This is a genomic window from Saccharothrix mutabilis subsp. mutabilis (genome assembly GCF_039521145.1).
In the GTDB taxonomy this organism is placed as follows: Bacteria; Actinomycetota; Actinomycetes; order Mycobacteriales; family Pseudonocardiaceae; genus Actinosynnema; species Actinosynnema mutabilis.
Genome location: NZ_BAAABU010000033.1, coordinates 1 through 24657 on the forward strand (window position 1 = coordinate 1; position 24657 = coordinate 24657).

The 24657-nt window shown below is 74.8% G+C and carries 27 protein-coding genes and 1 pseudogene; 14 read left to right on the forward strand and 14 right to left on the reverse strand.

Going from position 1 to position 24657, the window contains the following annotated elements; all coding sequences use genetic code 11:
* Positions 1-346: pseudogene (locus ABD126_RS36720) on the reverse strand (histidine kinase); the annotation flags it as partial.
* Between the two features lie 132 nt (positions 347-478).
* On the opposite strand from ABD126_RS36720, the gene ABD126_RS36725 reads away from it, so the two are divergent.
* Complete coding sequence (locus ABD126_RS36725; protein ID WP_343939909.1) at positions 479-1477, forward strand: Acg family FMN-binding oxidoreductase; 999 nt, start codon at positions 479-481, stop codon at positions 1475-1477.
* Positions 1478-1549: 72 nt separating this feature from the next.
* Here ABD126_RS36725 and ABD126_RS36730 read toward each other — a convergent pair whose 3' ends face one another.
* Genes ABD126_RS36730 through ABD126_RS36740 form a run of 3 tightly spaced genes read right to left on the reverse strand, consistent with a single transcriptional unit; the run spans position 1550 to position 4514 of the window.
* The gene (locus tag ABD126_RS36730) at positions 1550-3121 is read right to left on the reverse strand and encodes an ABC transporter permease (RefSeq protein WP_343939911.1); all 1572 of its coding nucleotides are present in this window, start codon (positions 3119-3121) and stop codon (positions 1550-1552) included.
* The gene (locus tag ABD126_RS36735; protein WP_343939913.1) at positions 3118-4008 is read right to left on the reverse strand and encodes an ABC transporter ATP-binding protein; all 891 of its coding nucleotides are present in this window, start codon (positions 4006-4008) and stop codon (positions 3118-3120) included. Before ABD126_RS36735 ends, ABD126_RS36730 begins: the two co-directional genes overlap by 4 nt.
* The gene (locus ABD126_RS36740; RefSeq protein ID WP_343939915.1) at positions 4005-4514 is read right to left on the reverse strand and encodes a flavodoxin family protein; all 510 of its coding nucleotides are present in this window, start codon (positions 4512-4514) and stop codon (positions 4005-4007) included. The genes ABD126_RS36735 and ABD126_RS36740 overlap by 4 nt, the downstream gene beginning before the upstream one ends.
* A gap of 172 nt (positions 4515-4686) precedes the next feature.
* Between ABD126_RS36740 and ABD126_RS36745 the strand changes: the two genes are divergently transcribed.
* The 3 genes from ABD126_RS36745 to pflA are packed head-to-tail and all read left to right on the forward strand — an operon-like array spanning position 4687 to position 8689.
* Positions 4687-5724, forward strand: coding sequence for a zinc-dependent alcohol dehydrogenase family protein (locus ABD126_RS36745; protein WP_343939917.1), 1038 nt, complete (start codon positions 4687-4689; stop codon positions 5722-5724).
* Positions 5721-7967 carry a formate C-acetyltransferase gene (gene pflB, locus ABD126_RS36750; RefSeq protein ID WP_343939919.1) on the forward strand — a complete coding sequence of 749 codons (2247 nt, stop codon included), beginning with the start codon at positions 5721-5723 and terminating at the stop codon, positions 7965-7967. Before ABD126_RS36745 ends, pflB begins: the two co-directional genes overlap by 4 nt.
* Positions 7964-8689, forward strand: coding sequence for a pyruvate formate-lyase-activating protein (gene pflA, locus ABD126_RS36755; protein ID WP_343939921.1), 726 nt, complete (start codon positions 7964-7966; stop codon positions 8687-8689). The genes pflB and pflA overlap by 4 nt, the downstream gene beginning before the upstream one ends.
* A gap of 107 nt (positions 8690-8796) precedes the next feature.
* Here pflA and ABD126_RS36760 read toward each other — a convergent pair whose 3' ends face one another.
* The 4 genes from ABD126_RS36760 to ABD126_RS36775 all read right to left on the reverse strand — a co-directional run bounded on the left by ABD126_RS36760 (position 8797) and on the right by ABD126_RS36775 (position 12297).
* Entirely contained in the window at positions 8797-10398 is a 1602-nt protein-coding gene (locus tag ABD126_RS36760; RefSeq protein WP_343939923.1) for a SulP family inorganic anion transporter, read from the reverse strand.
* Complete coding sequence (locus tag ABD126_RS36765) at positions 10395-10730, reverse strand: ArsR/SmtB family transcription factor (RefSeq protein ID WP_343939925.1); 336 nt, start codon at positions 10728-10730, stop codon at positions 10395-10397. The genes ABD126_RS36760 and ABD126_RS36765 overlap by 4 nt, the downstream gene beginning before the upstream one ends.
* 92 nt (positions 10731-10822) lie before the next feature.
* On the reverse strand, positions 10823-11539 hold the full coding sequence (locus ABD126_RS36770; protein WP_343939927.1) for a GAF and ANTAR domain-containing protein: 717 nt from the start codon (positions 11537-11539) through the stop codon (positions 10823-10825).
* Complete coding sequence (locus tag ABD126_RS36775; protein ID WP_343939929.1) at positions 11536-12297, reverse strand: ANTAR domain-containing protein; 762 nt, start codon at positions 12295-12297, stop codon at positions 11536-11538. Before ABD126_RS36775 ends, ABD126_RS36770 begins: the two co-directional genes overlap by 4 nt.
* Positions 12298-13012: 715 nt before the next feature.
* Between ABD126_RS36775 and ABD126_RS36780 the strand changes: the two genes are divergently transcribed.
* The 7 genes from ABD126_RS36780 to ABD126_RS36810 all read left to right on the forward strand — a co-directional run bounded on the left by ABD126_RS36780 (position 13013) and on the right by ABD126_RS36810 (position 17343).
* Entirely contained in the window at positions 13013-13204 is a 192-nt protein-coding gene (locus tag ABD126_RS36780) for a PLD nuclease N-terminal domain-containing protein (protein ID WP_343939931.1), read from the forward strand.
* A 5-nt stretch (positions 13205-13209) separates the two neighbouring features.
* Positions 13210-14085, forward strand: coding sequence for an ABC transporter ATP-binding protein (locus ABD126_RS36785; protein WP_343939933.1), 876 nt, complete (start codon positions 13210-13212; stop codon positions 14083-14085).
* Entirely contained in the window at positions 14082-14825 is a 744-nt protein-coding gene (locus ABD126_RS36790; protein ID WP_343939935.1) for a hypothetical protein, read from the forward strand. Before ABD126_RS36785 ends, ABD126_RS36790 begins: the two co-directional genes overlap by 4 nt.
* A gap of 97 nt (positions 14826-14922) precedes the next feature.
* Positions 14923-15210, forward strand: a complete 288-nt coding sequence (locus ABD126_RS36795) for a DUF4342 domain-containing protein (RefSeq protein WP_343939937.1) — start codon at positions 14923-14925, stop codon at positions 15208-15210.
* 9 nt (positions 15211-15219) lie between these two features.
* Entirely contained in the window at positions 15220-16167 is a 948-nt protein-coding gene (locus tag ABD126_RS36800) for a hypothetical protein (protein WP_343939939.1), read from the forward strand.
* A 117-nt stretch (positions 16168-16284) separates the two neighbouring features.
* Positions 16285-16764: a GyrI-like domain-containing protein gene (locus ABD126_RS36805; protein ID WP_343939941.1), complete on the forward strand. Its 480-nt coding sequence runs from the start codon at positions 16285-16287 to the stop codon at positions 16762-16764.
* Between the two features lie 87 nt (positions 16765-16851).
* The gene (locus ABD126_RS36810) at positions 16852-17343 is read left to right on the forward strand and encodes a DUF6069 family protein (RefSeq protein WP_343939943.1); all 492 of its coding nucleotides are present in this window, start codon (positions 16852-16854) and stop codon (positions 17341-17343) included.
* 83 nt (positions 17344-17426) lie between these two features.
* Here the strand turns inward: ABD126_RS36810 and ABD126_RS36815 are convergent, their stop codons facing one another.
* Genes ABD126_RS36815 through ABD126_RS36835 form a run of 5 tightly spaced genes read right to left on the reverse strand, consistent with a single transcriptional unit; the run spans position 17427 to position 22225 of the window.
* Positions 17427-18806, reverse strand: a complete 1380-nt coding sequence (locus tag ABD126_RS36815; protein WP_343939945.1) for an MBL fold metallo-hydrolase RNA specificity domain-containing protein — start codon at positions 18804-18806, stop codon at positions 17427-17429.
* Complete coding sequence (locus ABD126_RS36820; protein WP_343939947.1) at positions 18803-19330, reverse strand: flavodoxin domain-containing protein; 528 nt, start codon at positions 19328-19330, stop codon at positions 18803-18805. The genes ABD126_RS36815 and ABD126_RS36820 overlap by 4 nt, the downstream gene beginning before the upstream one ends.
* The gene (locus ABD126_RS36825; protein WP_343939949.1) at positions 19327-20187 is read right to left on the reverse strand and encodes a universal stress protein; all 861 of its coding nucleotides are present in this window, start codon (positions 20185-20187) and stop codon (positions 19327-19329) included. Before ABD126_RS36825 ends, ABD126_RS36820 begins: the two co-directional genes overlap by 4 nt.
* 3 nt (positions 20188-20190) lie before the next feature.
* Positions 20191-20880, reverse strand: coding sequence for a CBS domain-containing protein (locus ABD126_RS36830; protein ID WP_343939951.1), 690 nt, complete (start codon positions 20878-20880; stop codon positions 20191-20193).
* Positions 20873-22225 (reverse strand): DUF4389 domain-containing protein, encoded by a 1353-nt coding sequence (locus ABD126_RS36835; RefSeq protein WP_343939953.1) that lies wholly within the window; start codon positions 22223-22225, stop codon positions 20873-20875. The genes ABD126_RS36830 and ABD126_RS36835 overlap by 8 nt, the downstream gene beginning before the upstream one ends.
* A 142-nt stretch (positions 22226-22367) precedes the next feature.
* On the opposite strand from ABD126_RS36835, the gene ABD126_RS36840 reads away from it, so the two are divergent.
* From ABD126_RS36840 to ABD126_RS36850, 3 genes are read left to right on the forward strand one after another with little or no spacing between them, the layout of a single operon-like run.
* Positions 22368-22655: an HPF/RaiA family ribosome-associated protein gene (locus ABD126_RS36840; RefSeq protein ID WP_343939955.1), complete on the forward strand. Its 288-nt coding sequence runs from the start codon at positions 22368-22370 to the stop codon at positions 22653-22655.
* Positions 22656-22684: 29 nt separating this feature from the next.
* The gene (locus ABD126_RS36845) at positions 22685-22909 is read left to right on the forward strand and encodes an SHOCT domain-containing protein (RefSeq protein ID WP_425542952.1); all 225 of its coding nucleotides are present in this window, start codon (positions 22685-22687) and stop codon (positions 22907-22909) included.
* Complete coding sequence (locus ABD126_RS36850; protein WP_343939957.1) at positions 22906-23559, forward strand: universal stress protein; 654 nt, start codon at positions 22906-22908, stop codon at positions 23557-23559. Before ABD126_RS36845 ends, ABD126_RS36850 begins: the two co-directional genes overlap by 4 nt.
* 10 nt (positions 23560-23569) lie before the next feature.
* Here ABD126_RS36850 and ABD126_RS36855 read toward each other — a convergent pair whose 3' ends face one another.
* A complete protein-coding gene (locus ABD126_RS36855) occupies positions 23570-24646 on the reverse strand; it encodes a lycopene cyclase family protein (RefSeq protein ID WP_343939959.1) in 1077 nt (358 codons plus the stop codon).
* Positions 24647-24657 lie beyond the last annotated feature (11 nt).

A 24657-nucleotide genomic window follows, 5' to 3' on the forward strand; every position in this document is an offset into this window, starting at 1 on the left:
TGATCAGCAGCCCGAGCAGGCCCTTGCCCTGCGGCAGGTGCCCCATCCGCGACCGCGTCTCCGCGTCGATCCCCACGTAGACGAACTCCGACAGCCCCTCGCGGGGCCCGAGCACCCCCAGCGCCCCGTACCGCGCGCCGACCAGCTCCGTCGCCGCCTGCACGATCCGCTGCAACGTCGAATCCAGCTCCAGGCCCGCCCCGACCGCCAGCACGGCGTCCAGCAGGCCCTGCATCTTGTCCCGCGTCGAGGCGATCTCCGTCAGGCGCTCCCTGACCTCGTCCAACAGCTCGTCCAGGCGCAGACCACCCAGCAACTTGTGGGAGGGGTCCTCCGTTCCGGTCATGGGACCAGCCTCGCACGATCACCGGGGGCCGCAAAGTCCGAAGACCCTGTCGAAAAGGGACCTTCGACCGTGTGATCACCGTCGCGGCCGGGCGCACCGTGGACACATCGCGTTGACCTGGGAGGAACGGGCGTGGCTGCGGTGCGGAAGGTGACGGGCGCGTTGGGGCTGACGGGCGAGGAGGTGGCGGACGCGCTGCGCATCGCCTCACTGGCGCCGTCGCTGCACAACACGCAGCCGTGGCGGTTCCGGCTCGCGCCCGACCGCATCGAGCTGCACCCCGACCCGGACCGCCGGCTGCCCGCGACCGACCCCGAGGACCGCGAACTGCGGCTGTCCTGCGGCGCGGCGCTGTTCAACCTCAGGCTCGGCCTGCGCCGGCACGGGGTCCAGCCCATCGTCTCGCTGCTGCCCGGCGCCGACGCGCCCGGAGCGCTGGCCGTCGTGCGCCGGGGCTGGAGCACCCCGTTCGACGCGGAGACCAGGGCGTTGTGGGAGGCCGTGCCCGTGCGGCGGTCCAACCGCGCGCCGTTCCGCGACCAGCCGGTCCCCGTCACCCACCGCACGGCCCTGGCCCGCGCCGCCGAACGCGAGCGCGCGTGGCTGCACTTCGTCCTCGACCCCGAGGAGCGCGCGAGGTTCCAGCGGCTCGCCGCCCGCGCGCACGCCATCCAGACCGCCGACGAGGGCGTTCGCCGGGAGCTCGCGGCGTGGACCGGCGAACGGGTGTCGCCCGACGGCGTCCCCCCGGCGTCGGCGGGCCTGAAACCCGCGCTGCGGGACGACTGGGCCATGCGGGACTTCCAAGCCGCCGAACGGCCACCCGGCCAGGAGTACGAGCACGACCCGCTCGTGGCGGTGCTCTGCTCCTTCTACGACGGCCCGGTGGGCGAGCTGCGGGCCGGGAAGGCGCTGCAACGGGTCCTCCTGACGGCGACCACGCTCGGGTTGTCGGTGTCGTTCCTGTCCCAGGCGATCGAGGTGCGCCCGGTGCGCGACGAGGTCCGGCGGTCGCTGGGCGGGGTGGTCCTGCCGCAGACCATGCTGCGCATCGGCTTCGGCGCCCCGGTCCCGCCGACACCCCGACGCGCGGTCGAGGACCTGTTGCTCCTCAACGGCGCACCGGACTGAGCGGCGGCGCGACGATCCCGACCCGGTCGGGGCCTCCGGCCGGGTCGGGGCACTGCGTCGACGTTCGGGGGTTCAGCGGATGTCGCGCCTGCGCAGGGCCGCGAGGCCGGCGGCGGTGAGGAGGGCCGCGACGGTCGTCAGCCACAGCAGCGGGGTGGCGGTGACCGGCGGCTCCGGGACGTGGGTGAACGGGGAGAGGTTGAGCAGGCGGTGGTCCAGGTCCAGCAAGGGGCCCAGTTCGCCGAGCAGGAGCAGTGCCGCGAACACCGCCCACGTGACGGCGGTGGCCCGGGGCGCCAAGCCGTGGACCAGGACGACCAGGCCGGTCAGCACCCACGCGGCCGGGATCTGCACGAGCACACCCGTGAGCACGTCGCCGAACACCGACGCCTCGCCGGTCTGCGCCGCGCGGACCGCGCCGGTGGCCGTGCCGGCGCACAGCAGCAGGGCGGCGGCGCCGCCGAAGGCGACGGCCAGGTGACCGGCCGCCCACCGGGTCCGGCCCAGCGGGGCGGCCAGCAGGGCGTGCAGGCGGCCGGAGGTCTCCTCGGTGTCGAGGTGCTTCGCGGCCTGCATCCCGTAAGCGGCGGCCAGCACGCCCAGGAAGCCGAACATGGCGGTCAGCACGGCGTCGGACAGCCCCTTCTCGCCGCCGAGCCGCGTGAACACCTCCCGCGCGGCCGGGGTGTCGAGCATGTCCCCCAGGCTCGACGCGACACCGCCGACCAGCAGCCCGTAGAGCGTGAACCCGACCGCCCAGGCGGCCAGGGCGCCGCGCTGCAACCGCCACGCCAACCCCAGCGGGCCGTGGAAGTGGGCGTGCGCCGGGCCGTGGCGTTCGGCCAGGACGCCCGCGCCGAGGTCGCGGCGCGCGGCGAGCCGGAAGGCCACCGCGGTCAGCGCGGCGGCGCAGCCGAGGGCGACCAGGGCCACCCACCAGCGGTCACCGGCGAACGGCCGCACCTGGTGGCCCCAGTGCAACGGCGACAGCCACGACAGCCACGCCGGGCCGACGGCGTCCCCCACCGCCCGGACCAGGTAGGCCACGCCCAGCGCGGCGAGCGCGAGCCCGGTCGCCGCCCGCGCGCCACGCGCCAACTGGGCGGTCACGGCGGCCGTGGCGGCGAAAGCCGTGCCCATGCACACCCAGGCCAGGCCGAACGCGAAGGACCCGGCGACCGGCAACCCGGCCGCGGCCACGCCGAGCGCGGTCACCAGCCCGAGCACGACCACCGCTCCCCCGGCGACGGCGAGCGCGGCGGTCAACGGCGCGAGGCGGCCGACGACCGTCGAACCGACCAGCTCACCCCGCCCGGACTCCTCGTCCGCGCGGCTGTGCCGCACCACCAGTGTGATCGCGAACACCGCGACCATCGCCGCACCGCTGCTCAACGCCTTGAGCAGCGCGACCGCGCCCAAGGACGCGGTGTCGTGGATCCGTCCGTAGACCGCGACCATCGCCGGCGAGGCGTTCATGGCCTCCGCGGCCCGCACGAGCGACTCCGGGTCGGCGAACAGCCCTTCGGTGGCCGCCGCGGACGTCACCGCCAGCACGACGAGCCCGGTGATCCACACCGGCAGCAGGACCCGGTCCCGGCGCAGCGCCAGCCGCACCAACCGCCAAGTGCCGGCCACCGGGGTCATCGCCCGGCTCCCTCGTAGTGCCGCAGGAACAACTCCTCCAGCGTCGGCGGCCGGCAGACCAGGTCGCGCACGCCGACGTGGGTCAACCGCCGCAGCACGGCGTCCAGGTCGTCGGTGTCGACCTGGCAGTGCACGCGCGTGCCGTCCACCCGCAGGTCGTGCACCGAGGGCAGCGCGGCCAGGCCGTTGGGCGGGGCCACCAGGTCGGCGTCGACCGACGTGCGGGTCAGGTGGCGCAGGTCCGCCAGCGACCCGCTCTCCACCACCCGGCCCTGCCGGATGATGCTCACCCGGTCGCACAGCTTCTCCACCTCGGCCAGCACGTGGCTGCTCAGCAGCACGGTCCGGCCGTCGCGGCGCAGTTCGGCGACGCAGTCCTCGAACACCGCCTGCATCAACGGGTCCAGCCCGGCGGTGGGTTCGTCGAGGACCAGCAGTTCGGCGTCGGAGGCCAGCGCCGCGACCAGCGCGACCTTCTGCCGGTTGCCCGAGGAGTACGAGCGGGCCTTGCGGGTCGGGTCGAGGTGGAACCGCTCGACCAGCTCGTCCCGGCGGGCCCGGTCCAGGCCGCCGCGCAGCCGGCCCAGCAGGTCGATGATCTCGCCGCCGGTCAGGGTCGGCCACAGCGTCACGTCGCCGGGCACGTAGGCGAGTCGGCGGTGCAGGGCGACGGCGTCGCGCCACGGGTCGCCGCCGAGCAGCGTGAGCCGGCCCGCGTCGGCGCGCAGCAGCCCGAGCAGGACGCGCAACGCGGTCGTCTTGCCCGCGCCGTTGGGGCCGAGCAGGCCGTGGACCTCGCCCTCCCGCACGGCCAGGTCGAGCCCGTCGAGCGCCACGGTGCGGCCGAACGCCTTGCGCAGCCCCACGACCTCGACGGCGAGGTTCACCGCCTGCTCCCCGCGGTGATGCCGCGCGCCCACTCGACCGCCTCGTCCCGCTGCCGCTCGCGCAACGGGCCGGTGGTTCCGGTCACCCAGAACGTCCTGGGCGGCGTGGTGAGCGGGAAACCGAGCTTGCGCAGGCGTTTCGCGATGACCTTGGCCGCCGACCCGGGCAGGATGCCGACCTTCACGCGGGTGTCGAACGCGGTCGCGACCGTGCGGTTGGCGTTGTGCGAAAGCACGTCCAGCCATTCGCGGACCCCGCGCCCCGGCGACACCAGCGGACCGGTGGTCTGCTCGGCTGCGGACGCGCGCGTGCCGGGCCGGCTCAGGCTGAAGGCGTGCGTGGGCGCGCCGACCACCAGCAGCTCGACCTCGTCGGGCAGCGTGTCGGGCGCCTGCGACACCTCGACCACCTCGACGTCGAACCCGGCCAGGCCCTGTGCGACCGCTTCGGCGACGGCCCGGGTGTTGCCGAACATCGACTCGTAGACGACCAGCGCTCGTGCCATGGGACACCCCTTTCCTCCGCTTCCCACCCTGGTCCCGGCCGGTCGGCGCGGGCAGTGGCGAAGGCCCGGCCCCGGTCGGGACCTTCGTGCCGCGCCGCGGGGTCCTCGGTCTCTGCTCCCGTCGGCCGCCGCTGGGCAGGGTGGGGTGGAAACCACTGCGAGGAGGTTCGCGATGAAGGCGATGGTGTTCCACGGTCCCGGGCAGCGGTCGTGGGAGGACGTGCCGGACGCGGCGCTGGTCGAGCCCACGGACGCCGTCGTGCGGGTCACGGCGGCCACGATCTGCGGCACGGACCTGCACATCCTCAAGGGCGACGTGCCCGAGGTCGCGCCGGGCCGGGTGCTCGGGCACGAGGCGGTCGGGGTCGTGGAGCGGGTCGGCGCGGCCGTCACCGGGATCAAGCCGGGTGACCGGGTGCTGGTGTCGTGCATCAGCGGCTGCGGGCGCTGCGCGTACTGCCGCACCGGGTCCTACGGGCAGTGCCGGGGCGGCGGCGGGTGGGTGCTGGGGCACCTGGTGGACGGCACGCACGCCGAGTACGTGCGGGTGCCGTTCGCCGACCTGTCCACGCACCGGCTGCCCGACGGCGTGGCCGACGCCGACGCGGTGATGCTGTCCGACATCCTGCCCACCGCGTACGAGGTGGGTGTGCGCAACGGCCGCGTCGAGCCGGGCCAGACCGTCGTCGTGGTCGGCGCGGGCCCCATCGGCCTCGCCGCGATCGAGACCGCGAAGCTCTACAGCCCCGGCCGGATCGTCGCCGTGGACCTGGCCGGCTCGCGGCTGGAGGCGGCCAAGCAGTTCGGCGCGGACGTCGTGGTGAACGCGACCGACGACCCCCTCGGTGTGGTCGCGGAGCTGACCGGCGGGCTGGGCGCGGACGTGGCGATCGAGGCCGTCGGCGTGCCGGAGACCTTCGAGCTGTGCGCGCGGCTGGTGCGGCCGGGCGGCCGGGTGGCCAACGTCGGCGTGCACGGCCGGCCCGCCACGCTGCACCTGGAAGACCTGTGGATCCGGAACATCACCATCACCACCGGCCTGGTGGACACCGTCTCCACGCCCGACCTGCTGCGCATGCTGACCACCGGCCGCCTGGACGCGAGCCGTTTCGCCACCCACCACTTCCCGCTGTCCGAAATGGACACCGCGTACGACGTGTTCGCCCGCGCCGGCGACACCGGCGCGCTGAAGGTGGTGCTGACCCGGTGACCGCTGTCGAAGAACGCGTCGAGGCGTGGCAGGGCTTCCGCGGCACGCGGTGGCGGGAGCGCATCGACGTGCGGGGGTTCATCCAGGACAACTACACCCCGTACGAGGGGGACGCGGGTTTCCTCAGCGGCCCCACCACCCGCACCAGCGCGTTGTGGCGCGACCTGTCGGGGTTGTTCGCCGAGGAACGCAGGCGTGGCGTGCTCGACGTGGACGCGCACACCCCGTCCTCGATCACCTCCCACCGCCCCGGGTACCTCGACCGGGCCAACGAGATCATCGTCGGGTTGCAGACCGACGCGCCGCTCAAGCGGGCGATCATGCCCAACGGCGGCCTGCGCATGGTGGAGACCAGCCTCCAGGCCTACGGCTACGAGCTGGACCCGGCCGTGCGGGAGGTCTTCACCAAGTACCGCAAGACCCACAACGACGGCGTGTTCGACGCCTACACCCCCGAGATCCTGCGCGCCCGCCGCGCCGGCGTCGTCACCGGCCTGCCCGACGCCTACGGGCGCGGGCGGATCATCGGCGACTACCGCCGGGTCCCGCTGTACGGGGTGGCGCGGCTGGTCGAGGCCAAGCGGGCGGAGCACGCGGCGCTGGACGACGCGCGGTCCACCGAGGCCGTCATCCGCGACCGGGAGGAGTTGGCAGAGCAGATCCGCGCGCTGGAGGAACTCCAGGAGATGGCGGCGGGCTACGGCGACGACATCTCCGTGCCGGCCCGCACCGCCCGCGAAGCGGTGCAGTGGCTGTACTACGCCTACCTGGCGGCGGTGAAGGAGCAGAACGGCGCCGCCATGTCGCTGGGCCGCACCTCGACCTTCCTGGACGTCTACCTCCAGCGCGACCTCGACGCCGGCGCCCTGACCGAGGAGCGGGCGCAGGAACTGGTGGACGACCTGGTGATCAAGTTGCGGATCGTGCGGTTCCTGCGCACCCCCGCCTACGACGAGCTGTTCTCCGGCGACCCGACGTGGGTCACCGAGAGCATCGGCGGCCTCGGCGCGGACGGCCGGCCGCTGGTCACCCGCACCAGCTTCCGGTTCCTGAACACCCTCTACACCCTCGGCCCGGCGCCCGAGCCGAACCTCACCGTGCTGTGGTCGCCGCGCCTGCCCGCCGGGTTCAAGCGGTTCTGCGCGCGGGTGTCGGTGGACACCAGCTCGATCCAATACGAGAACGACGAGCTGATCCGCCCGCGCTTCGGTGACGACGCGGCCATCGCGTGCTGCGTGTCGGCGATGCGGGTCGGCGAGCAGATGCAGCACTTCGGCGCCCGGGTCAACCTCGCGAAGGCGCTGCTGTACGCGATCAACGGCGGCCGGGACGAGGTGACCGGCGAGCAGGTCGGCCCCGCGCACCCGCCGGTGACCGGCGAGTACCTGGACTACGGCAAGGTGCGCGCGGCGTTCGACCGGATGCTGGACTGGTTGGCGCGCACGTACGTGGACGCGTTGAACGTCATCCACTACATGCACGACAAGTACGCCTACGAACGCATCGAGATGGCGTTGCACGACCACCCGGTGGAACGGTTGCTGGGTTGCGGCATCGCGGGTCTGTCGGTCGTCGCCGACAGCCTCTCGGCGATCCGGCACGCCCGGGTCCGGGTGGTGCGCGACGACTCGGGCCTGGCGGTGGACTACGTGGTCGAGGGCGACTTCCCGCGCTACGGCAACAACGACGACCGCGCCGACACGATCGCCGTGGGCCTGGTCGAGGACTTCATGGCGCTGGTTCGCCGCTACCCCGCCTACCGCGGCGCCCGGCACACCCAGTCCGTGCTGACCATCACCTCCAACATCGTCTACGGCCGGCACACCGGCAACACCCCGGACGGCCGCCGCGCCGGGGAGCCGTTCGCGCCCGGCGCGAACCCGATGAACGGCCGCGACCGGCACGGCCTGGTGGCCGCCGCGCTGTCGGTGGCGAAGCTGCCCTACGACGACGCCCTGGACGGCATCTCGCTGACCGCGAGCATCGCGCCCGACGGGCTGGGCCGCTCGCCCGAGGAGCGGGTGGACAACCTCGTCGGCGTGCTGGACGCCTACACCGACGCGGGCGGCTTCCACCTCAACGCCAACGTGCTCAACCGGGAGACCCTGCTGGACGCGATGGCCCACCCCGAGAAGCACCCGCAGCTGACGATCCGCGTGTCCGGGTACGCGGTGAACTTCGTGCGACTGACCCGGGAGCAGCAACTGGACGTGCTCAACCGGACCTTCCACGGGTCGCTGTGACCACCGGGTCGGTCCTGTCCTGGGACATCGCCACGGCGGTGGACGGCCCCGGCACCCGGTTCGTGGTCTTCACGGCCGGGTGCCCGCTGCGCTGCCTGTACTGCCACAACCCCGAGTCGTGGCGGGAACGCCACGGCAAGCGCGTCGAGGTCGCCGACGTGGTCGCCGAGATCGAGCCGTACCGGCGGTTCATCCAGGTCGCCGGCGGCGGCGTGACCGTCAGCGGCGGGGAACCCCTGCTGCAGGAGCACTTCGTGGGCGACCTGCTGCACGAGGTCAAGCGGCTGGGCCTGCACACCGCGCTGGACACCTCCGGCCACCTGGGCGCGCGGGCCTCCGACGCGCTGCTCGCCGACACCGACCTGGTGCTGCTGGACATCAAGTCCTGGGACCGGGCGCTGCACCGCCGGCTCACCGGCGTGGACGTGGCCCCGACGCTGGACTTCGCCGTGCGGCTGGCCGAGCTGGGCAAGCCGGTGTGGCTGAGGTTCGTGCTGGTGCCCGGCCTGACCGACGACCCGGACAACGTCGAGGGGGTGGCGTCCTTCGCCGCCGGGCTCGGCTGCGTCGAACGCGTTGACGTGCTGCCGTTCCACAAGCTCGGCGCGCCCAAGTACGCCGCCCTGGGCATCCCGTTCCCCCTCGCCGACACCCCCGCGCCGACCCCGGCGCAGGTCGACGCGACCCGCGCCCGCTTCGCCGCCCACGGGCTGGCGGCGTGACACCCGGGAGGCCGTGATCACCACTTCGGCCGATCGCGTTGGTGGTGCAGTTGGTGCTGCTCGTGCGAACGCCGGCGACGCGCGAGCCGCGATCGTGACGCCCGTTGTCAGGGCAGGATGTCGCGCTCGGCCAGCAGGGCGCGGGCGTGCTCGATGGCGTCCGGGGTGTGGTCGAACACGCGCACGTCCAGCGCGCCCAGCGCCCGCTGGTGTTCCGCGCGCACCCCGGACACCAGGACCGTGATGCCCCGGTGTTCCAGGCGCCGCACGGCGTCGCGCAGCACGTGCACGCCGGTGGCGTCGATCGCCGACACCCTCGACATCCGCAGGATCACCACCGACACCGGCGCGACCTCGGTCAGCTCCAGCAGGAAGCGGTGGGCCGCGGCGAACAGCAGCGGACCGTCCAGGCGGTAGGCGACGATGTGCTGGGCGAGCAGCGCGCGTTCCTCCTCCCGGTGGTCGCCCGGTTCCAGCGGCACCTCCTCCAGGCGCGCCGTCCGCGACACCGCGCGCAGCGCGAACACCCCCGCCAGCACCAGACCGACGATCACCGCGGTCACCAGGTCCAGCGCGAGCGTCGCCACGGCGGTGAGCGCGAGCACGGCCGCGTCGGAACGGCCCGACCGCACCAGCGCGCGCACCGAGCCGACCTCGACCATCCGGACCGCCGTGGCGAGCAGGACGCCCGCGAGCACCGCCAGCGGCACGCGGGCCACCCACGGCGCGGCCACCAGGACGATCAGCAGCAGCACCACCGCGTGGGTGGACGCGGCCAGCCGCGAGGTCGCGCCGGAGCGGACGTTGACCGCGGTGCGCGCGATGGCGGCCGTGGCGGGCACCCCGCCGAACAGCGGCACGACCAGGTTGGCCAGGCCCTGCCCGAACAGCTCGCGATCCGGGTCGTGCCGCTGGTTGACGCTCATCCCGTCGGCCACCGCCGCGGACAGCAGGCTCTCCAGCGCCGCCAGCGCGGCCACCGCCACCGCCGAGGGCAGCAGCGACCACACCGCGCCCGGGTCCAGGAACGCCAGCGACGGCGCCGGCAGCGTCGCCGGCAGGTCCCCGATGCGGTCGACGGTCAGCCACTGGGCGGCCAGCGTGCCCACGACCACCGCGGGCAGCGAGAACGGCACACCCGGCCGCCACCGCGCGCCCGCCAGCACCACCAGCGCCACGCCGCCGGCCAACGCCACCGGCTCCCACCGCGGCGCCGCGACGAACCCGGCGACGGCCGCGCCGACCGCCCGCACCACGTGGTCCTCGCCGGGCGCGGGAACCCCCAGCGCGGCGGGCACCTGCTGCAACGCGATCACCGCCGCGATGCCGATGGTGAACCCCTCCACGACCGGCACGGGCACGTACCGCATGTAGCGCCCCGCGCGGGCCACCGCCAACAGCACCAGCAGGACACCGGCGAGCAGCCCGACGGTCAGCACGCCGTCCACGCCGTACCGGGCCACGATCGGCACCAGCACCACCGTCATCGCGCCCGTCGGCCCGGACACCTGGAGGCTCGAACCCCCGAACACCGCCGCCAGCGCCCCCGCCACGACGGCCGTGACCAGGCCCGAGGCCGCGCCCAGCCCGGAGGCGACGCCGAACCCGAGGGCCAGGGGCAGCGCCACGACCGCGACCGTCACCCCGGCGAGCAGGTCGCGGCGGGTCGCGCCGGCCCAGTCCGCCCGGGCGGGCAGGAACGCCGTCACGGCCGTTCCTCCTCGCGCAGCATCGCCAGCAGCTCGTTCTGCCCGGCCAGCAGGCCCCGCAGGACCTTCCGCGCCACCCGCAGCAGCTCGCCCACGTCCTCGCTGGTCAGGGCGTACACGACGGTCGTGCCGTCCCGGGTGGCCTGCACGAGGCCCGAGCGGCGCAGCACCGCGAGCTGCGCCGAGAGGCTCGACGCCTCGATCCCGATGTCGGCCAGCAGGTCGCGCACCGGGGTGGGGCCGTCCTGGAGGAGTTCCAGCACCCTGATCCGCACGGGGTGCCCGAGGATGCGGAAGAACTCGGCCTTGGCCTCGTGCAGCGGGAGGGGCACGCCGGACCTCCGACGGTCGTGGAGTTGAAAACTTCTTCAACTCTACAACTCTGCGACCGCGCCCTCCCCCGGCCGGTGGTGTGACGCCGGCGTCAGCCGTCGCGGCGGTGGACCAGGTCCGCGACCGCGGGGCCGTTCGCCAGCACCGCCCGCGCCACCTCCACGACCTGGGTCCGGTGGTGGCGGGCCCACGCGCGCAGCTCCGCGAACGCCTCGACCACGTCGATGCCGCGGCGCTCCGCGAGCACGCCCTTGGCCTGCTCCACGACGACGCGCTCGTGCACCACCGTGCGCACCTGCTCGGCCACCAGGTCCGGGTGCTCCCGCGACCGCACGTGCGGGATGCCGATGCTCGCCATGTCGGCGAAGGACTGGGTCAACCGGCCGGTGTGCCCGTGGGGCGACCCGGCGCGGTGGAACACCGTCACCACGCCCACGGTCAGCTCGCGCAGCCGCATGGGGGCCGCGTACGCCGCGCCGAACCCCGCGTCACCGGCCAGCGCGGCGAACCGCGACGAGTCCGCGGTCGGGTCCCACCGCACCGGCGCGCCGCGCTGGAAGCACTCCCGGGCCGGTCCGTCCCGGGCGTCGAGCAGTCCGTGCAGCGCCGCGCCCTCGTCGCTGGCCGCGAGCACGGTCAGCGCGCCGCCGTGGTCGGCCAGCAGCACGCCCGCCCCGTCCGCCTCCAGCGCCGCGACGCAGTGCTCGGTCACCGCCTGGAGGAACTCGATCACGTCCGCGCCGGCGACCAGGACGTCCGCGAGCTCCACGAGGCTGCGCACCATCCGCCGTTCCCACACCCCGATCACCCCTGCTCCGCCTCGGCGTCGGGTTCCCGGCCCGACTCCGGTTTGAAGGTCACCCTGCGCGCCACCACGTCCGCGGCGACGTCGCCCAGCCGCCGCCCGGTGCGGTAGGCGTGCGCCCGCAACCGCACGAAGGCGGTCGCCAGGTCGGTGCCCAGCTGCACCGACACCGCGCCGGTGGCCTGGTGCACCGTCGCCCAGCGCGCTTCCAGCCCGTCGCTGAACGGGTCGTCACCGGTGCCCTCGAAGTCGCCGCGCAGCAGCACCAGCAGCGCCGCGTCCGCCAGCAGCAGGCCGTCGACCAGCCGCTCGCGGTCCGGCGCGACCGGCGAGCGGTGGTAGGCCTCCAGCCCCCCGATCACGACCGCGCCCATGACGATGGGGAACGCGGTGACCCCGCGGACGCCCTCGGCCAGGGCGAACGGCGCGAACACCGGCCACCACACCTGCCACTTGCGGGCCTCCAGGTCGGCCGCCACCACCAGGCGCTCGTCGACCATCGCCTCCAGCGCCGGGCCCTCGCCGAAGGTGATCTCCGCCTCGCTGACCCGGTCGGCCAGCGACCCGGTGACCGCGACGGGTTCGCAGCTCCCGTCCGTGGAGGCCTGGTAGACCACCGCGTCCGCCGCGCCCAGCACCGCCACGGCGACCGCGCACACGTGCCGCACGGCGACCGCTGACCCGTCCCGGTCGGCGAGATCGCGGATCCACGTCCACAGCCTGGCTCTCCGCTCGTCGGCGGCGTCGTCGTCGTCCGGCATAGCCGACCCATCCTGTCAGACGGTCGTGTCGGGCAGGGACTGCGTCGAGGACCTCCGCCGGCGGCACCGGAACGGCCGCTCCCGACCAGAGCGGGTGCGGCACCACGGCTTCGGCCGGCGGCGACAGTACTGCACGGCGACCGCGCGGGGCAGCGGCCATTCCGGCACAGGTCCGCACGCGACGACCGCGGCTCTCGGCCGGCCGACGAAAGCCGCCCGCGCACGGCCGACGAGCGGTGCCCGCGCACGGCCGACGAAGGCCGTCCGCCCACAGCGGGCGCCAGCCGTCCGCCCACAGCGGGCACCAGCCGTCCGCCCACAGCGGGCGCCAGCCGTCCGCCCACGGCGGGCAAGGGGCGTGGGGCGCGGGCTTTCCCCGGACTTCGCGGGGGCGGCGGGAAGGGGGCACTCCTGGTGCGCCGCGGAGTGCTGTGTGTCGGACGCGCGACATCCACGTGCGGAGGTGCCCCCTTCCACGCGCGCGGTGCTCCCTGCCAACACCGCGCCTCTCCCGCGCAACGGGGTGCCGCCAGCATGTGCCCCACCCGCCGGGGTGGTCCAGGGTTGGCCTCGCGGGCCGGTTCGCGGCTCGTCGTTCCGGGTGGTTCCGGCGGTCGGGCTTGGTGAACGCCGCGCCCCGGTCGGGTCTTGCGGCCCCGGGGCGAGGGGACTTCCGCCCCCGGCGGCGTCACCCGGCGGGTGGTGCGATGGGGCGGTGGAACAGATCCCGATCGCCGCGCTGCTGCCGGTCGTCCTGCTCGCGCTGGGGTGGGTGGGCTGGTGCTGGTGGGACATCGCCCACCACCCCGTGCGGGGGCTGCCGAAGTGGGCGTGGGCGTTGGTGTGCCTGCTGTCCATCCCGCTGGGCGGGATCGTCTACCTGTTCGCCGGGCGGCGGGACCGGTGAACGCGGTGACGACCGCCGGGCTGCGCAAGCGGTACGGGCGGCACGAGGCGCTGGCCGGGGTGGACCTGGTCGTGCCGCGCGGCAGCGTCTACGGGCTCGTCGGGCCCAACGGGGCGGGCAAGACCACGTTGCTGGCGGTCCTGGCGGGACTGCGGCGGCCGACCGGCGGCACGGTGGACCTCGGGTGCGACCGGCGGCGGGTGGCGGTGCTGCCCGACACTCCCGGGTTCGACCCGTGGCTGACCGGGTCCGAAGTGGTCGACCTGGCCCGTGCCCTCACCGCGCCGGAGGTGCCCGGCCGGCGCGTCGCCGAGGTGCTGGCGGACGCGGGGTTGACCGGGGCCGCGCACCGCCGCGTCGGCGGCTATTCGCGCGGCATGCTGCAACGGCTCGGCATCGCGGCCACGGTCGTGGGCGATCCGGAACTGCTGCTGCTGGACGAACCGTGCTCCGCGCTGGACCCCGCCGGACGGCGGGAGGTGCTGGAGCTGATCGCGCGCCTGGGCGGCCGGGCCACCGTGGTGCTGTCCACGCACCTGCTCGCGGACGTGCAGGAGGTGTGCGACCGGGTCGGCGTGCTCGACGACGGCCGCCTGCTGCACCAGGGCTCGTTGGACGACTTGCTGGTGGGGCGCGCCGCGCCCGCGTGGGTGGTGCGCTGCCGGCCGCCGCTGGAACCGGTGGAGGCCGCGTTGTCCGCCCGCCCGTGGGTGGCCGCGGTGCGGCGGACCGGCGCCGAGGAGTTGGTCGTGGAGACCTCCGCGCCCGCCGACGCCGAGACCGACCTGGTCCGGGTCCTCGCCGACGTCGGCGCGCACGTCCTGCGGGTGGACCGCCGCAGCGCCGACCTGGAGGACGTCTTCCTGGAGTTGACCCGGTGAACCTGTGGCGGTTGGAGTGGCTGCGCCTGGTGCGGACGCGCCGGTTGGTCGCGCTGCTCGCGGTGTACGGGCTGTTCGGCCTGGTGGGCCCGATCTCGGTCCGCTACCTGCCGGAGATCATCCGCCGCTTCGGCGGGGTGGAGGTCGTCCTGCCGCCCGCGACGGCCGCCGACGGCATGGCCGGGTACGTCAAGAACGCGGTGCAGCTGGGATTGCTGGTGCTCGTGCTGGTCGCCGCCGCGGCGCTGGCGTTCGACGCGCAACGCGACAGCGCCGTGTTCCTGCGGACCCGGGTGACGGCCCTGTGGCGGGTGGTGGTGCCGAAGGTCGTGGTGAACGCGGCGGCCGGCGTGGGGGCGTTCGCTTTCGGCGCGGCGGCGGCCTGGTACGAAACGGCGGTCCTGCTGAGCGCACCGCCCGTGGGCCGCACCGTGCTGGGGGTCGCGTGCATGGCGCTGTACCTGGCGTTCGCGGTGGCCCTGACCGCGCTGACTGCGGCGGTGCTGCGCGGCATCGTCGGCACGGCCCTCACCAGCCTGGGCATCCTCCTGCTGGCCGCGCTGCTCGAACCGCTCGGCACGTTCGGCCGATGGCTTCCCAGCCGCTTGGTCGGCGCTCTGGACGGTTTGCTGCGCGGAGCCGCGCCGTCGTCCTACGCGCCGGCGCTGGCGGTGACGGCGGTCCTCACGGTGGCGGCGACGGCGACGGCGACCGCCCTGCTGAGCCGACGGGACATCTAGGCCCCGAAAGTCCCTGGTGTCGCGGGACTTCCGGCTGCGGTCGTGGTCGTCGGTCCGGTCGGACACTGATCACGTCAGTCGAACAGGAGGATTTGTCATGTCGCAGCAAGTCGAGGAGAAGGTGCACCGGTTGCGCGGTGAGGCGCTGGTGGCGAAGGTCAAGGAGCTCCTGCACGAAGGCACTGTCCGGCGGCTGGTCATCAAGGACGCCAAGGGGCACACCGTGATGGAGGTCCCGGTGACCGCGGGTGTCGTCGCCGCCGTCGCCGCGCCGGTCGTGACCGCGGTCGCGGCTGTGGCGGCGTTGGCCGGGGACTGGACGATCGAGGTCCAGCGGCGGGAGACGGTGGAGGGTGACCGGCCCGCGGACGGACCGGAAGTCTGAGGAGGAGCCGTGGACGAGCGGCAGTCCGCCGCGTTGCGCGGGCTCGTGCGGGACGGGGTGATCTCGGCGGAGCAGGAGCGGGCCGTGCGGGGTGCGCTGGACGGCGCGCCGGCGGTGACGTCCCGGGCGGGGCGGCTGGTGGAGGCCGCCGGGTACGTGGGCGGTGGTCTCCTGCTGGGCGGCGCGGTGTTGCTGGTCGGCGCGGCGTGGGAGGACCTCACGCGCTTGGGCCGGCTGGTGCTGCCGCTCGTGGCCACGGTCTTGTTGGTGGTGGCGGGGGTGCTCGTCGGGGGCGGGCCCCGCGCCCTGCTCCGGCTCGACGCGGGCACGGTCGCGCACCGGGTCGCGGGCGTGTTGTTCGCGCTCGCCTCGATCACGGCGGCGCTGGCCGGCGGTGTCGCGGTGGACGACCACGTCGTGCTCGTGGGCGCCGCGGTGGGGCTGCCGGTCGCGGTGGCGGCCTACGCGGTGGTCCCGACCGCCGCGGGTCTGCTGGTGTCGGGTGCGTTGAGCGTGGTCGTGGTCATGGCGTTCGTCGGCGAGGACCCGTCCGCCGGCCCCCTGGCCATGGGGCTGTGCCTGGTCGGGCTGGGCGCGGTGTGGCTGTTGGCGGCGGCGGGCCACGTGGTCCGCCACCGGCGGCTGGGGCTCGCGATCGGCGCGGTGGTCGCCTTCTTCGGCGCGCAGCAACCGCTCGGCTCGTCCGACGACGCGGTCTGGGCCTATGCCCTGACCGCGGCGCTGGCCGTGGTGTGCTTCGCGGGTTACGCGCGGTCGCGCATGATCGTGTTGTTGGTGGCGGGGGTCGTGGCCACCACGGTCGTCGTGACCGAGGCGGTGTGGGACTGGACCGACGGCGCGGTCGGCGGCGGTTGGCTGCTGCTCGTCGCCGGAGCCGTCCTCCTCGCGGCCGGCGGCGTCGGGCTGCGCCTGCGCCGCGCCACCCCCGCGGAGTAGCGGGGCGCGGGCGGTTCCCGACATGGCCGCACATGTGCGGCTACCAGGCGTTTTGTCCCCGGCGCGACGGGTCTTTGGGCACTGCCCGCCGCGAACGGCCGGGAGCACGCTCGGGTCATGAGCTACCAAGTGACCCTGACCGACCAGCCCGGCGTCCTCGCCGCCCGCAAGCGGGTCCGGACGCCGGCGGGCGAGCTGACCCGGGCCCTCGGCGACGGGTTCGCGTCGTTGTTCCGGCACACCGCCGAGCAGGGCGCGACCCCGGTCGGGCCGCCGCAGGTGGCCTACTCCGGCGAGTTCGCCCCCGACGCCGACGTGGACCTGGACCTGCTGCTGCCGACCGACCGGCCGGTCGAGCCGGGCAACGGCGTCGAACCGGCCCGGTTGCCCGCCGGCCCCGTCGCGCGGACCTACCACCACGGCCCCTACGACCGCATCGGGGCGGCCTACGAGGCCCTGTTCGCGTGGATCGCCGACCACGACCGCCGGCAGGCCGGCCCGCCCCGCGAGGTCTACCTGACCGGACCCGACGCGGTGAGCGACCCCGAGATGTACCTGACCGAGGTCGTCGTCCCGCTGGTCCCGACCGGGAACTGACGCCACCGGCGACGACCGACCACCCGCGCCGACGGCCACGCCACACCCGGACCGGGCCGGAAGCCCACCCGAGAGAGGGGAACCACCATGACCGACCAGAGGGACGACACCCGGCCCCGCCGCGACCCCACCAAGCGGTTCGAACTCGAACACCCCGCGCCGCCCGAGGACGACGTCCGGCACACGTACTCGACCGGCCGCCTGTGGGCCGGCGGGGCGGCCACCGCGTTGGTGTCCGGCTTGCTCGCCGTCGTCGGCACCCTGGTGGCGCGCGGCCTGCTCGACCTCGTCGTCCTCGCCCCGCGGGGCGACGTGGCGGACACGCTCACCTACACGCTCGCCGCGGCCGGGTGCGCGTTCGCGGCCACCGGCCTGTTGCACGTGCTGCTGATCACGACCCCGGACCCGGTGCACTTCTTCACGTGGAGCGTGCTGCTGCTGACCGCGATCACCGCCGTCGTGCCGCTCAGCCTGGACCTCGACCCCGGCGCCCGCGTGGTCACCGCCGTGCTCAACAGCCTGATCGGCATCACCATCACGGCCTCGCTGCGGGACGTGGCCCGCCGGTCCCGGATGTGACGGCACAAGCAAGGCGGCGTAGACGAAGTGCCTGTCCCCCAGGGGATCGCACTCCGTCTACGCCGCCGTCGTGAACCAAGGGGTCAGACCAGCACGCGTTCCCCGTCGCGCGGCACGACGGCGTTCCACCCGTGGTCGGTCGCCAGGCGCGACGCGAAAGCCTCGGAGCTCTCCGGTTCGCCGTGCACGACGTAAGTGGTGGACGGCGGAGTGCCCGTCGTCGTCCAGGCGACAAGCTCGTCGGCGTCGGCGTGGGCGCTGAAGGCGTCGATCACCTCGATCTCCGCGCGGACCGGCACGTAACGGCCGTGGATCTTGATCTCGCGGGCGCCGTCGGCCAGGCGGCGGGAGCGGGTGCCGGCGGCGGCGTAGCCGACGATCAGCACGGTGTGCTTCGGGTCGGGCAGCATCGACTTCAGGTGGTGCAGCACGCGCCCGCCGGTGGCCATGCCCGACGCCGAGATGACGATGGACGGCGTCTCCGGGCGGTTGGCGCGCATCGACTGCTCGGCGGTGCGCAGTTCGGACAGGTGGCCCGGGTCGAACACGTCGTCGGCCGCGCTCAGCAGCTCCGGGCGGATCTCGGTGCGCTGGTTGGCGATCGCCTTGCGGTAGACGCGCAGCGACGCCAGCGCCATCGGGCTGTCCACGAACACGGGCAGGTCCGGGATGGCGCCGGAGCGCACCAGCTTCGCCAGCTCCACCAGCACGACCTCCGTGCGGTCCACCGCGAACGCGGGCACCAGCACGCTGCCGCCGCGCCGCACGGTGCGGTTGACGGTGTCGGCCAGCTGCCTGGTCGCCCCGGCGTCGTCGTGGGACCGGTCGCCGTAGGTGGACTCCACCAGCAGGGCGTCGCAGTCCGGGCGGGGCTGGGGCGGGCGCAGGACGCGGTGCTCCTGCCGCCCCAGGTCGCCGCTGACGACCGCGGTGCGCCCGCCGAGGTCCAGGTGCGCCCACGCCGAGCCGAGGATGTGCCCGGCCCGGCCGAACTCCAGCGCCACGCCGGGCGCGACGGCCTCGGTGGCGCCGAAGTCCACCGGGCGGAACAGGCGCACGGCCGCGGCGGCGTCGTCGGCGTCGTAGAGCGGCAGCGCCGGGTGGTGCCTGGTCCAGCCGCCCTCGTTGGCCTGCCGGGCGTCCTCCTGCATCAGGTGGGCGCTGTCGGCGAGCACGATCGCGGCCAGCTCGGCGGTGCCCTGCGTGGCGTAGACGGGGCCGCGCCAGCCGTTGCGGGCCAGCACCGGCAGGTAGCCGCAGTGGTCCAGGTGGGCGTGGGTCAGCACGACCGCGTCGAGGCGGTCGAGGTCCAGCTCCGGTGGCCGCCAGTTGCGGCGGCGCAGCGGCGCCAGGCCCTGGAACAGGCCGCAGTCCACGAGCACGGCCGCGCGGCCGGTGTCGAACAGGAACTTGCTGCCGGTCACCGTGCCGGTGCCGCCGAGGAAGGTCAGGGACGTGCTCATGCGGTACTCCTCGGAGCCTTGGAAAGGGCGCGGTGGATCTCGCGCGCCCAGCGGTCGATCGCCGGCCAGTCGCGGTGGTCGCCGAACCGGCCGCCGGCCAGGCGGAACAGCAGCCGGCGCGGCCACGGGTACTGCCGGGGCCGCGTGACGCCGGAGAACAGCCGGTGGCTCAACGGGGTGACGTGCGCGCGCAGGTCGTCCAGCAGGACGGCCCCCTCCGCCCGCACCGCCCGCGCGAACACCCCGGGCAGCGCGTCGGGCATGCCGACGCTGAACGCCCACACCGGCACCCGGGCCAGCTCGGCGCGGTGGGTCGCGACGAACGCCGTCGCCTCGTCCAGCCACGCCTCGTCGTGCACCGCGCTGCCGAGCACGACCGCGTCGAACCCGTCGAGCCCGGTCACGTCGGCGACCTCGCGCACCACGACGTCGTGCCCGTGGCGCGCGAGGACGGTCCCGACCCGCCGGGCCACGCCCCGGGTCGAGCCCTCGGCGGTGGCGTAGGCGACCAGCACGCGCGTCACGCGTCCTCCGACGGGGCGTGCACGACCATCACCGGGCACGGCGCGTGGTGCAGCAGGGCGTGGGACGTGGAGCCCAGCAGCAGGCCGGTCAGCGAGTTGCGGCCCCGGCCGCCCACGACCACCAGCGCCGCGTCCTCCGCCCGTTCCAGCAGCACCGTCGAGGCCGAACCGCGGTCGACGACGAGTTCGACCGGCACGTCGCGGTACTTCGTCCGCCACGGGGACACCAGCCGGGCCAGCCGGCCGCCGTGCAGGGCGTCGTACTCGGCCAGGTCGATGCCCGCGGACAACGCGACCACGTCACCGACGACCGGGTGCCACGTGTGCACCGCGACCACGCCCACACCGCGGGCCGACGCCTCGGCGAACGCCTTGGCCAGCACGGGAACGCTGTGCGGGTCGCCGTGCACCCCGACGACCACCGGGCCGGGGCGGTTCGGCTTGTCGCCGCGCACGACGACCACCGGGCACGCCGCGTGCGACGTCACCGCGATGGCCGTCGACCCGACCGCCAGCGAAGCGAACCCGCCCAGGCCGCGCGTGCCGAGCACCAGCAGCCCGGCGTGCGCGGACTCCGCGGCCAGCACCTGCGCCGGGCCGCCGACCTCGACGTGGACTTCCAGCTCCACCAGGGGATCGACCACCTCGGCCGCCTCGCGCACCACCCGCCAGGACGCCTCGCGCAACGCGGTGCGCACCCGCCGTTCGAGGTCGGGCGCGTCGAACAGGGGCGACTCGGCGTGCACCAGGCGCAGCCGGCCGCCGCGCAGCCGGACCTCCTCCGCCGCCCAGCGCACCGCGTCCAGCGCGGAGTCCGAGCCGTCGACGCCGACCGTCACGGTCCTGGTCGTGGTCATGGGTCACCCTCCCGTGGTGTAGCGGGCCGCCGAAGCCGTGTCGTCCCAGCCGTAGGACAGGTGCGGGTCCACGCTGACCACGCCGGGCAGCGCGCGGGTCAGCCGGACCGCCATGTCGGCCTCGCTGCGCCGCTCGATGTGCCCGCGCAGGGTCACCACGCCCTCGGCCACCTCCACGGTCACCGCCAGCGGGTCCAGCCACAGCGCACGGCCCAGGACGTCCTGCACGACGGTCGCCTTGACCTCTTCGTCGCCGCGCAGGAACACGCTGAGCAGGTCCCGGCGGGACAGCACGCCGACCAGCTTGCCGTCGCGGTCCACCACGAACAGCCGCCGCACCCCGGCGGAGGCGAGCTGCTGCGCGGCGTCGCTGATCCGGGTGGACGGGGTGGTGGTGCGCACGGGCGCGGTCATCAGGTCCTGCGCGGTCACGCCGTGCGCCTGCCGCCACCGCCGCCGCGGGGCGCGGCCGGCCAGCACACCGGGCCGCTCCTCGACCCCGCCGCGGTACTCCTCCTTGGCCAGCAGGTCCGCCTCGGAGACCACGCCGACCGGGCGGCCGTCGTCGTCCACCACGGGCACCGCGCTGAACGACCCGGCGGCCAGCCGCTCGACGATCTCCTTGAACGGCGTGGCGGGGCGGACGGTCACCACCTCGCGGGTCATGACGGTCTCGATCTCGGGCTCACGCATGGGAAGGCTCTCCTCTGGTCCGGTCGAAGCGGAAGACGGCGGTGAACAGCAGGACACCGCCCAACAGCAGCAGCAGCGCGCCCGAGCCGACCAGCAGCCAGGCCACCGGGCCGAGCGCGGGCAGGGTGGCCGTGGCGGTGACGTCGGTGTCCACGACCCGCGTGCCGTCGGCGTTCATCACGACGGCGGTCCAGCGGCCGGGCCGCACGTCCCAGGTCAGCGAACCGACCCCGGAGGCGACCCAGAACGGCTGGGCGGTCGGCGCGGACGTCGGCGCGCCACCGGTGAGGTGCTCGTAGCCCACCCGCTCGCCGATCTCGACCACCCGGTCGCGGTCCACGGTGGACAGGTAGCGGGCCACGTCGTCGGCCGGGCCGATGCCGACGAAGGCGTCCCGGTCGGCGCGCAGCCCGACCGCGCCGAGCCAGTCCTCGCCGAGGAACCAGCCCGTGCCGGTGCGGTGCAGGTCGAACCCGCCCATCTCCAGCGCGTACCCGTCGCTGTGCAGCGGTTGCGCGGGGGTGGCGAGCACCCCGTCCGCGCCGCGCTGGGTCTCGTGCGCCCACAGGGCGACCGCGCCGGTGGCCGCGAGCCCCGTGCCGGCCACGAGCAGCAGCACCCCGAACACCGCGGCGACGATCCGGCCTGCCGAGCCGCGCGCGGGCGGGGAGGCGGGCGCGGGCGGCGGCGGGTCGAGGGTGGCCGCGCCGGGCTCGTCACCGCCGGTGTCCAGGCGGAACGGCGGGTAGGCGTCGGTCATCAGGCCCGCGTAGGCCGCGACCCGCAACGCCCACCGGTCCATGCCCAGCACGAAGTCGAACACCCCGCGCGGGTAGCGGCCGGTGAACAGCAGCGCCACCCCGGCGATCAGCACGAACAGCCCGACCAGCCCGAAGGCCCACTCGCCCCCGCGCGTCACCAGGTACCCGCCGCCGCCGAGGAACACGCCCACGATCAGCAGGTGCGGCACGACCAGCAGCCACTTCACCAGCACCAGGCCGCGCGAGAGGTGCTCGGGGTAGGCGATGTCCAGCGTGGCCGGGTAGTCCGGCTCCTCGCCCAGGCTGAACGGCGGGTACCGGTCGGTGCCCAGCGCGCCGAACGTGTAGTAGGCGACGCGCCACGTCCACCGCAGCACGCCCACGTTGAACCCGAACAGCGACCGCGGGTAGCGGCCGGTCGCCAGGATCGCCACGAACGCGACCACGCTGAGCACCGTGAAAGCCGTCCACAGCAGGGACAGCACGATGTAGTGGGGAATGGCCAGGAACCACTTCACCAGCCACAGCCACCGGTTCAGCCCCGGGTCGAGCCGAGCGCGCACCCGGACCGGATACGTCGTCATGACCACCGACCTCCTCGTGTCCACCTCCACGCTGCCGCCGGCCCGCGGCCGGGCACAGAGTCGTTGGTCGTCCCGGTGGTCCCTGTTCGGTCGGGACCTTGGCCACTGTGGGGCCGCCCGCCCGCCGACCGACGATTCCGCCATGCACGAGATCGCGAACATCCACACCGAACTGGCCCACGGCATCCCCTCGGCGGCCGGCGACTACGCCCGCGCCAAGGTCGGGGCGCTGGCCCGATACGCGCCCGCCGACGTCCCGGTCGCCACCGCGCGCCTGGACTTCGACGGCCCGCACCTGGTCGTCGCGCACGGCCGGCTCGACGTCAACGGCACCCCGGTCAACGCCAAGGCCGCCGCGGCGACCTACACCGAGGCCGTGGACCTGTTGCAGGACAAGTTGAAGCACCAACTGCTCGCCATGTCCGACTGACCTCGGGCAGGACCAGAGAGGAGCCGGTCGTGATGCACTGGTACGGCGGTTACGGACCCGGGTGGGCCGGGATGTTGTTCATGACGTTGGCGACCCTGGCCGTCGTCGGCACCGTGGTGGCGTTCGCGGTCGTCGCGTTGCGCCGCCCCACGCGCGGTGACGACGCCGTGCGCACGTTGGAGCTGCGGCTGGCCCGGGGCGAGATCGACGAGGAAGAGTTCGACCGGCTGCGGCGCGCCCTGGGGGCGCGGTGACCGCGCCCGTGGTGGTGGCCGCCGACCGCACGCCGGCCGGCGCCGCCGCCCTCGGGTGGGCGACGGGTTTCGCCCACCTGCTCGGCGCGCCGCTGGAGACCTGCCCGGGCGACCCGCCGGACCTGCTGGTCGCCGCCGCCCGCGCCCGGGCGGTGGTGGTCGGGCACGCCGGGCCGTTCGCGCTGCACCGCCCGCTGCTCGCGGTGGTGGACCACGCGGCGTGCGACGTCGTGGTGGTCCGCGGCGACCCGCGCCCGACGTTCGACCGGGTGACCGCGCTGGTCACCGGGACCGCGCACGACGCGCCGGTGCTCGCCGAGGCGGTGGAGCTGGCGCGGCTGCGGGGCTGTGCGTTGCGCGTGCTGCACGCGGTGCCGCCGCTGCCGGTGCGCGTGGACGACGCGCAGTGGCCGGTGGCGCACGCCGACCAGTTGCTGCGCGGTGTGCGGCACACGTCCGTGCTGGCCCGGATGCACCCGCACGAGGCGATCACCCGTTACGCCGACACCGACCTGCTGGTCACCGGCGACCCGGGACCGGTCACCCGCGCCGCCCTGCACCACGCGACGTGCCCGGTGCTCGTCGTGCGCCACCCGGCGGTCCCCCACGTGCCGGCCCAACGCGACCCGCGCGTCACCGCGGCCCGCTGACCCGGCGGCGTCAGCGCGACCCGCTGACCCGACGGCGCAGTGCCGCCAGGTAGACCCCGGCGGGCATCGCCGAGAACAGCCGCGCCTCCTGGGCCGGCGAGGTCCGCTCGTCGAGGAACCGCAACGCCGGCTCCGCCGTCCCGTGCCGGAACAACGCCGTGAACGCCTGCTCCAACCGCGCCGGCTCCCGCCCGACCACGTCGAGCAGCACCGCGTCGTAGAGCCGGAACCGGCCGGGCGGCACGGGCAGGTCGAACGGGTGCCCGTGCCGGCGCAGGGAGACCGCGATGGCGGCGCTGTCGCGCTGCACCCGCTGGTAGGCGTACCCGGTCGAGGCCTTCACCAGGCCGCCGGGCGTGCCGATCTCCAGCACCGACCCGCGCCGCCGCACCGGTTCCCGCGCCGAGAGCGGGAGGACCGCCTTCTCCGTGCGCTCCACGACGAAGTCTCCGGCACCCAACACGTCCTCCAGGTACTCCCGCACCGCGTCCGCCGAGTCCACCGCGGACCGCGTGAACGAGGTGTGCTCCACCAGCGCCCGGTGCGCGTCCACGGGCAGCACGTAGACGAAGCTCGCGCCGCCCAGCTGCGCCGTGCGGAAGTCGAACAGCGTGGGCACCGCGGCGTCGAACACCGGCCGCTCCGAGCGCACGTGCCACCCGTGGAAGGACAACAGGGCCTGCGCCGGCGGCGGTTCCGCCACGCTGTCGAACACCCAGCGCGCGGCCAGCTCGCGACCGTCCACGACGACCCGGCCGGCACCGACCTCCGTCACGTGCCCGCGCACGAACGAGCACCCCGGCACCCGCTCCCGCACCACGCGCAGCAGGTCCGCGCCGCGCACGACCTGGTACCGGTACCGCCCGAGCCCCAACACCCGGGTCCGCCCGCCGACGTGCACGCGCACCCGGTCGAACCGCCGGGACACGGCCGCGTCGAGCAGCCCCGGCCGGTCGGCCCACGACGCCCACGACAACGCCGCCACGTCCCGGCGCCCGTCGTCCACGACGGTCACCGGCAGCGGCGCGAGGTGGGCGGCCAGGCTCAGCCCGCTCAACCCGCCGCCCGCGATCACCAGTCCGGTCACGACAACCTCCC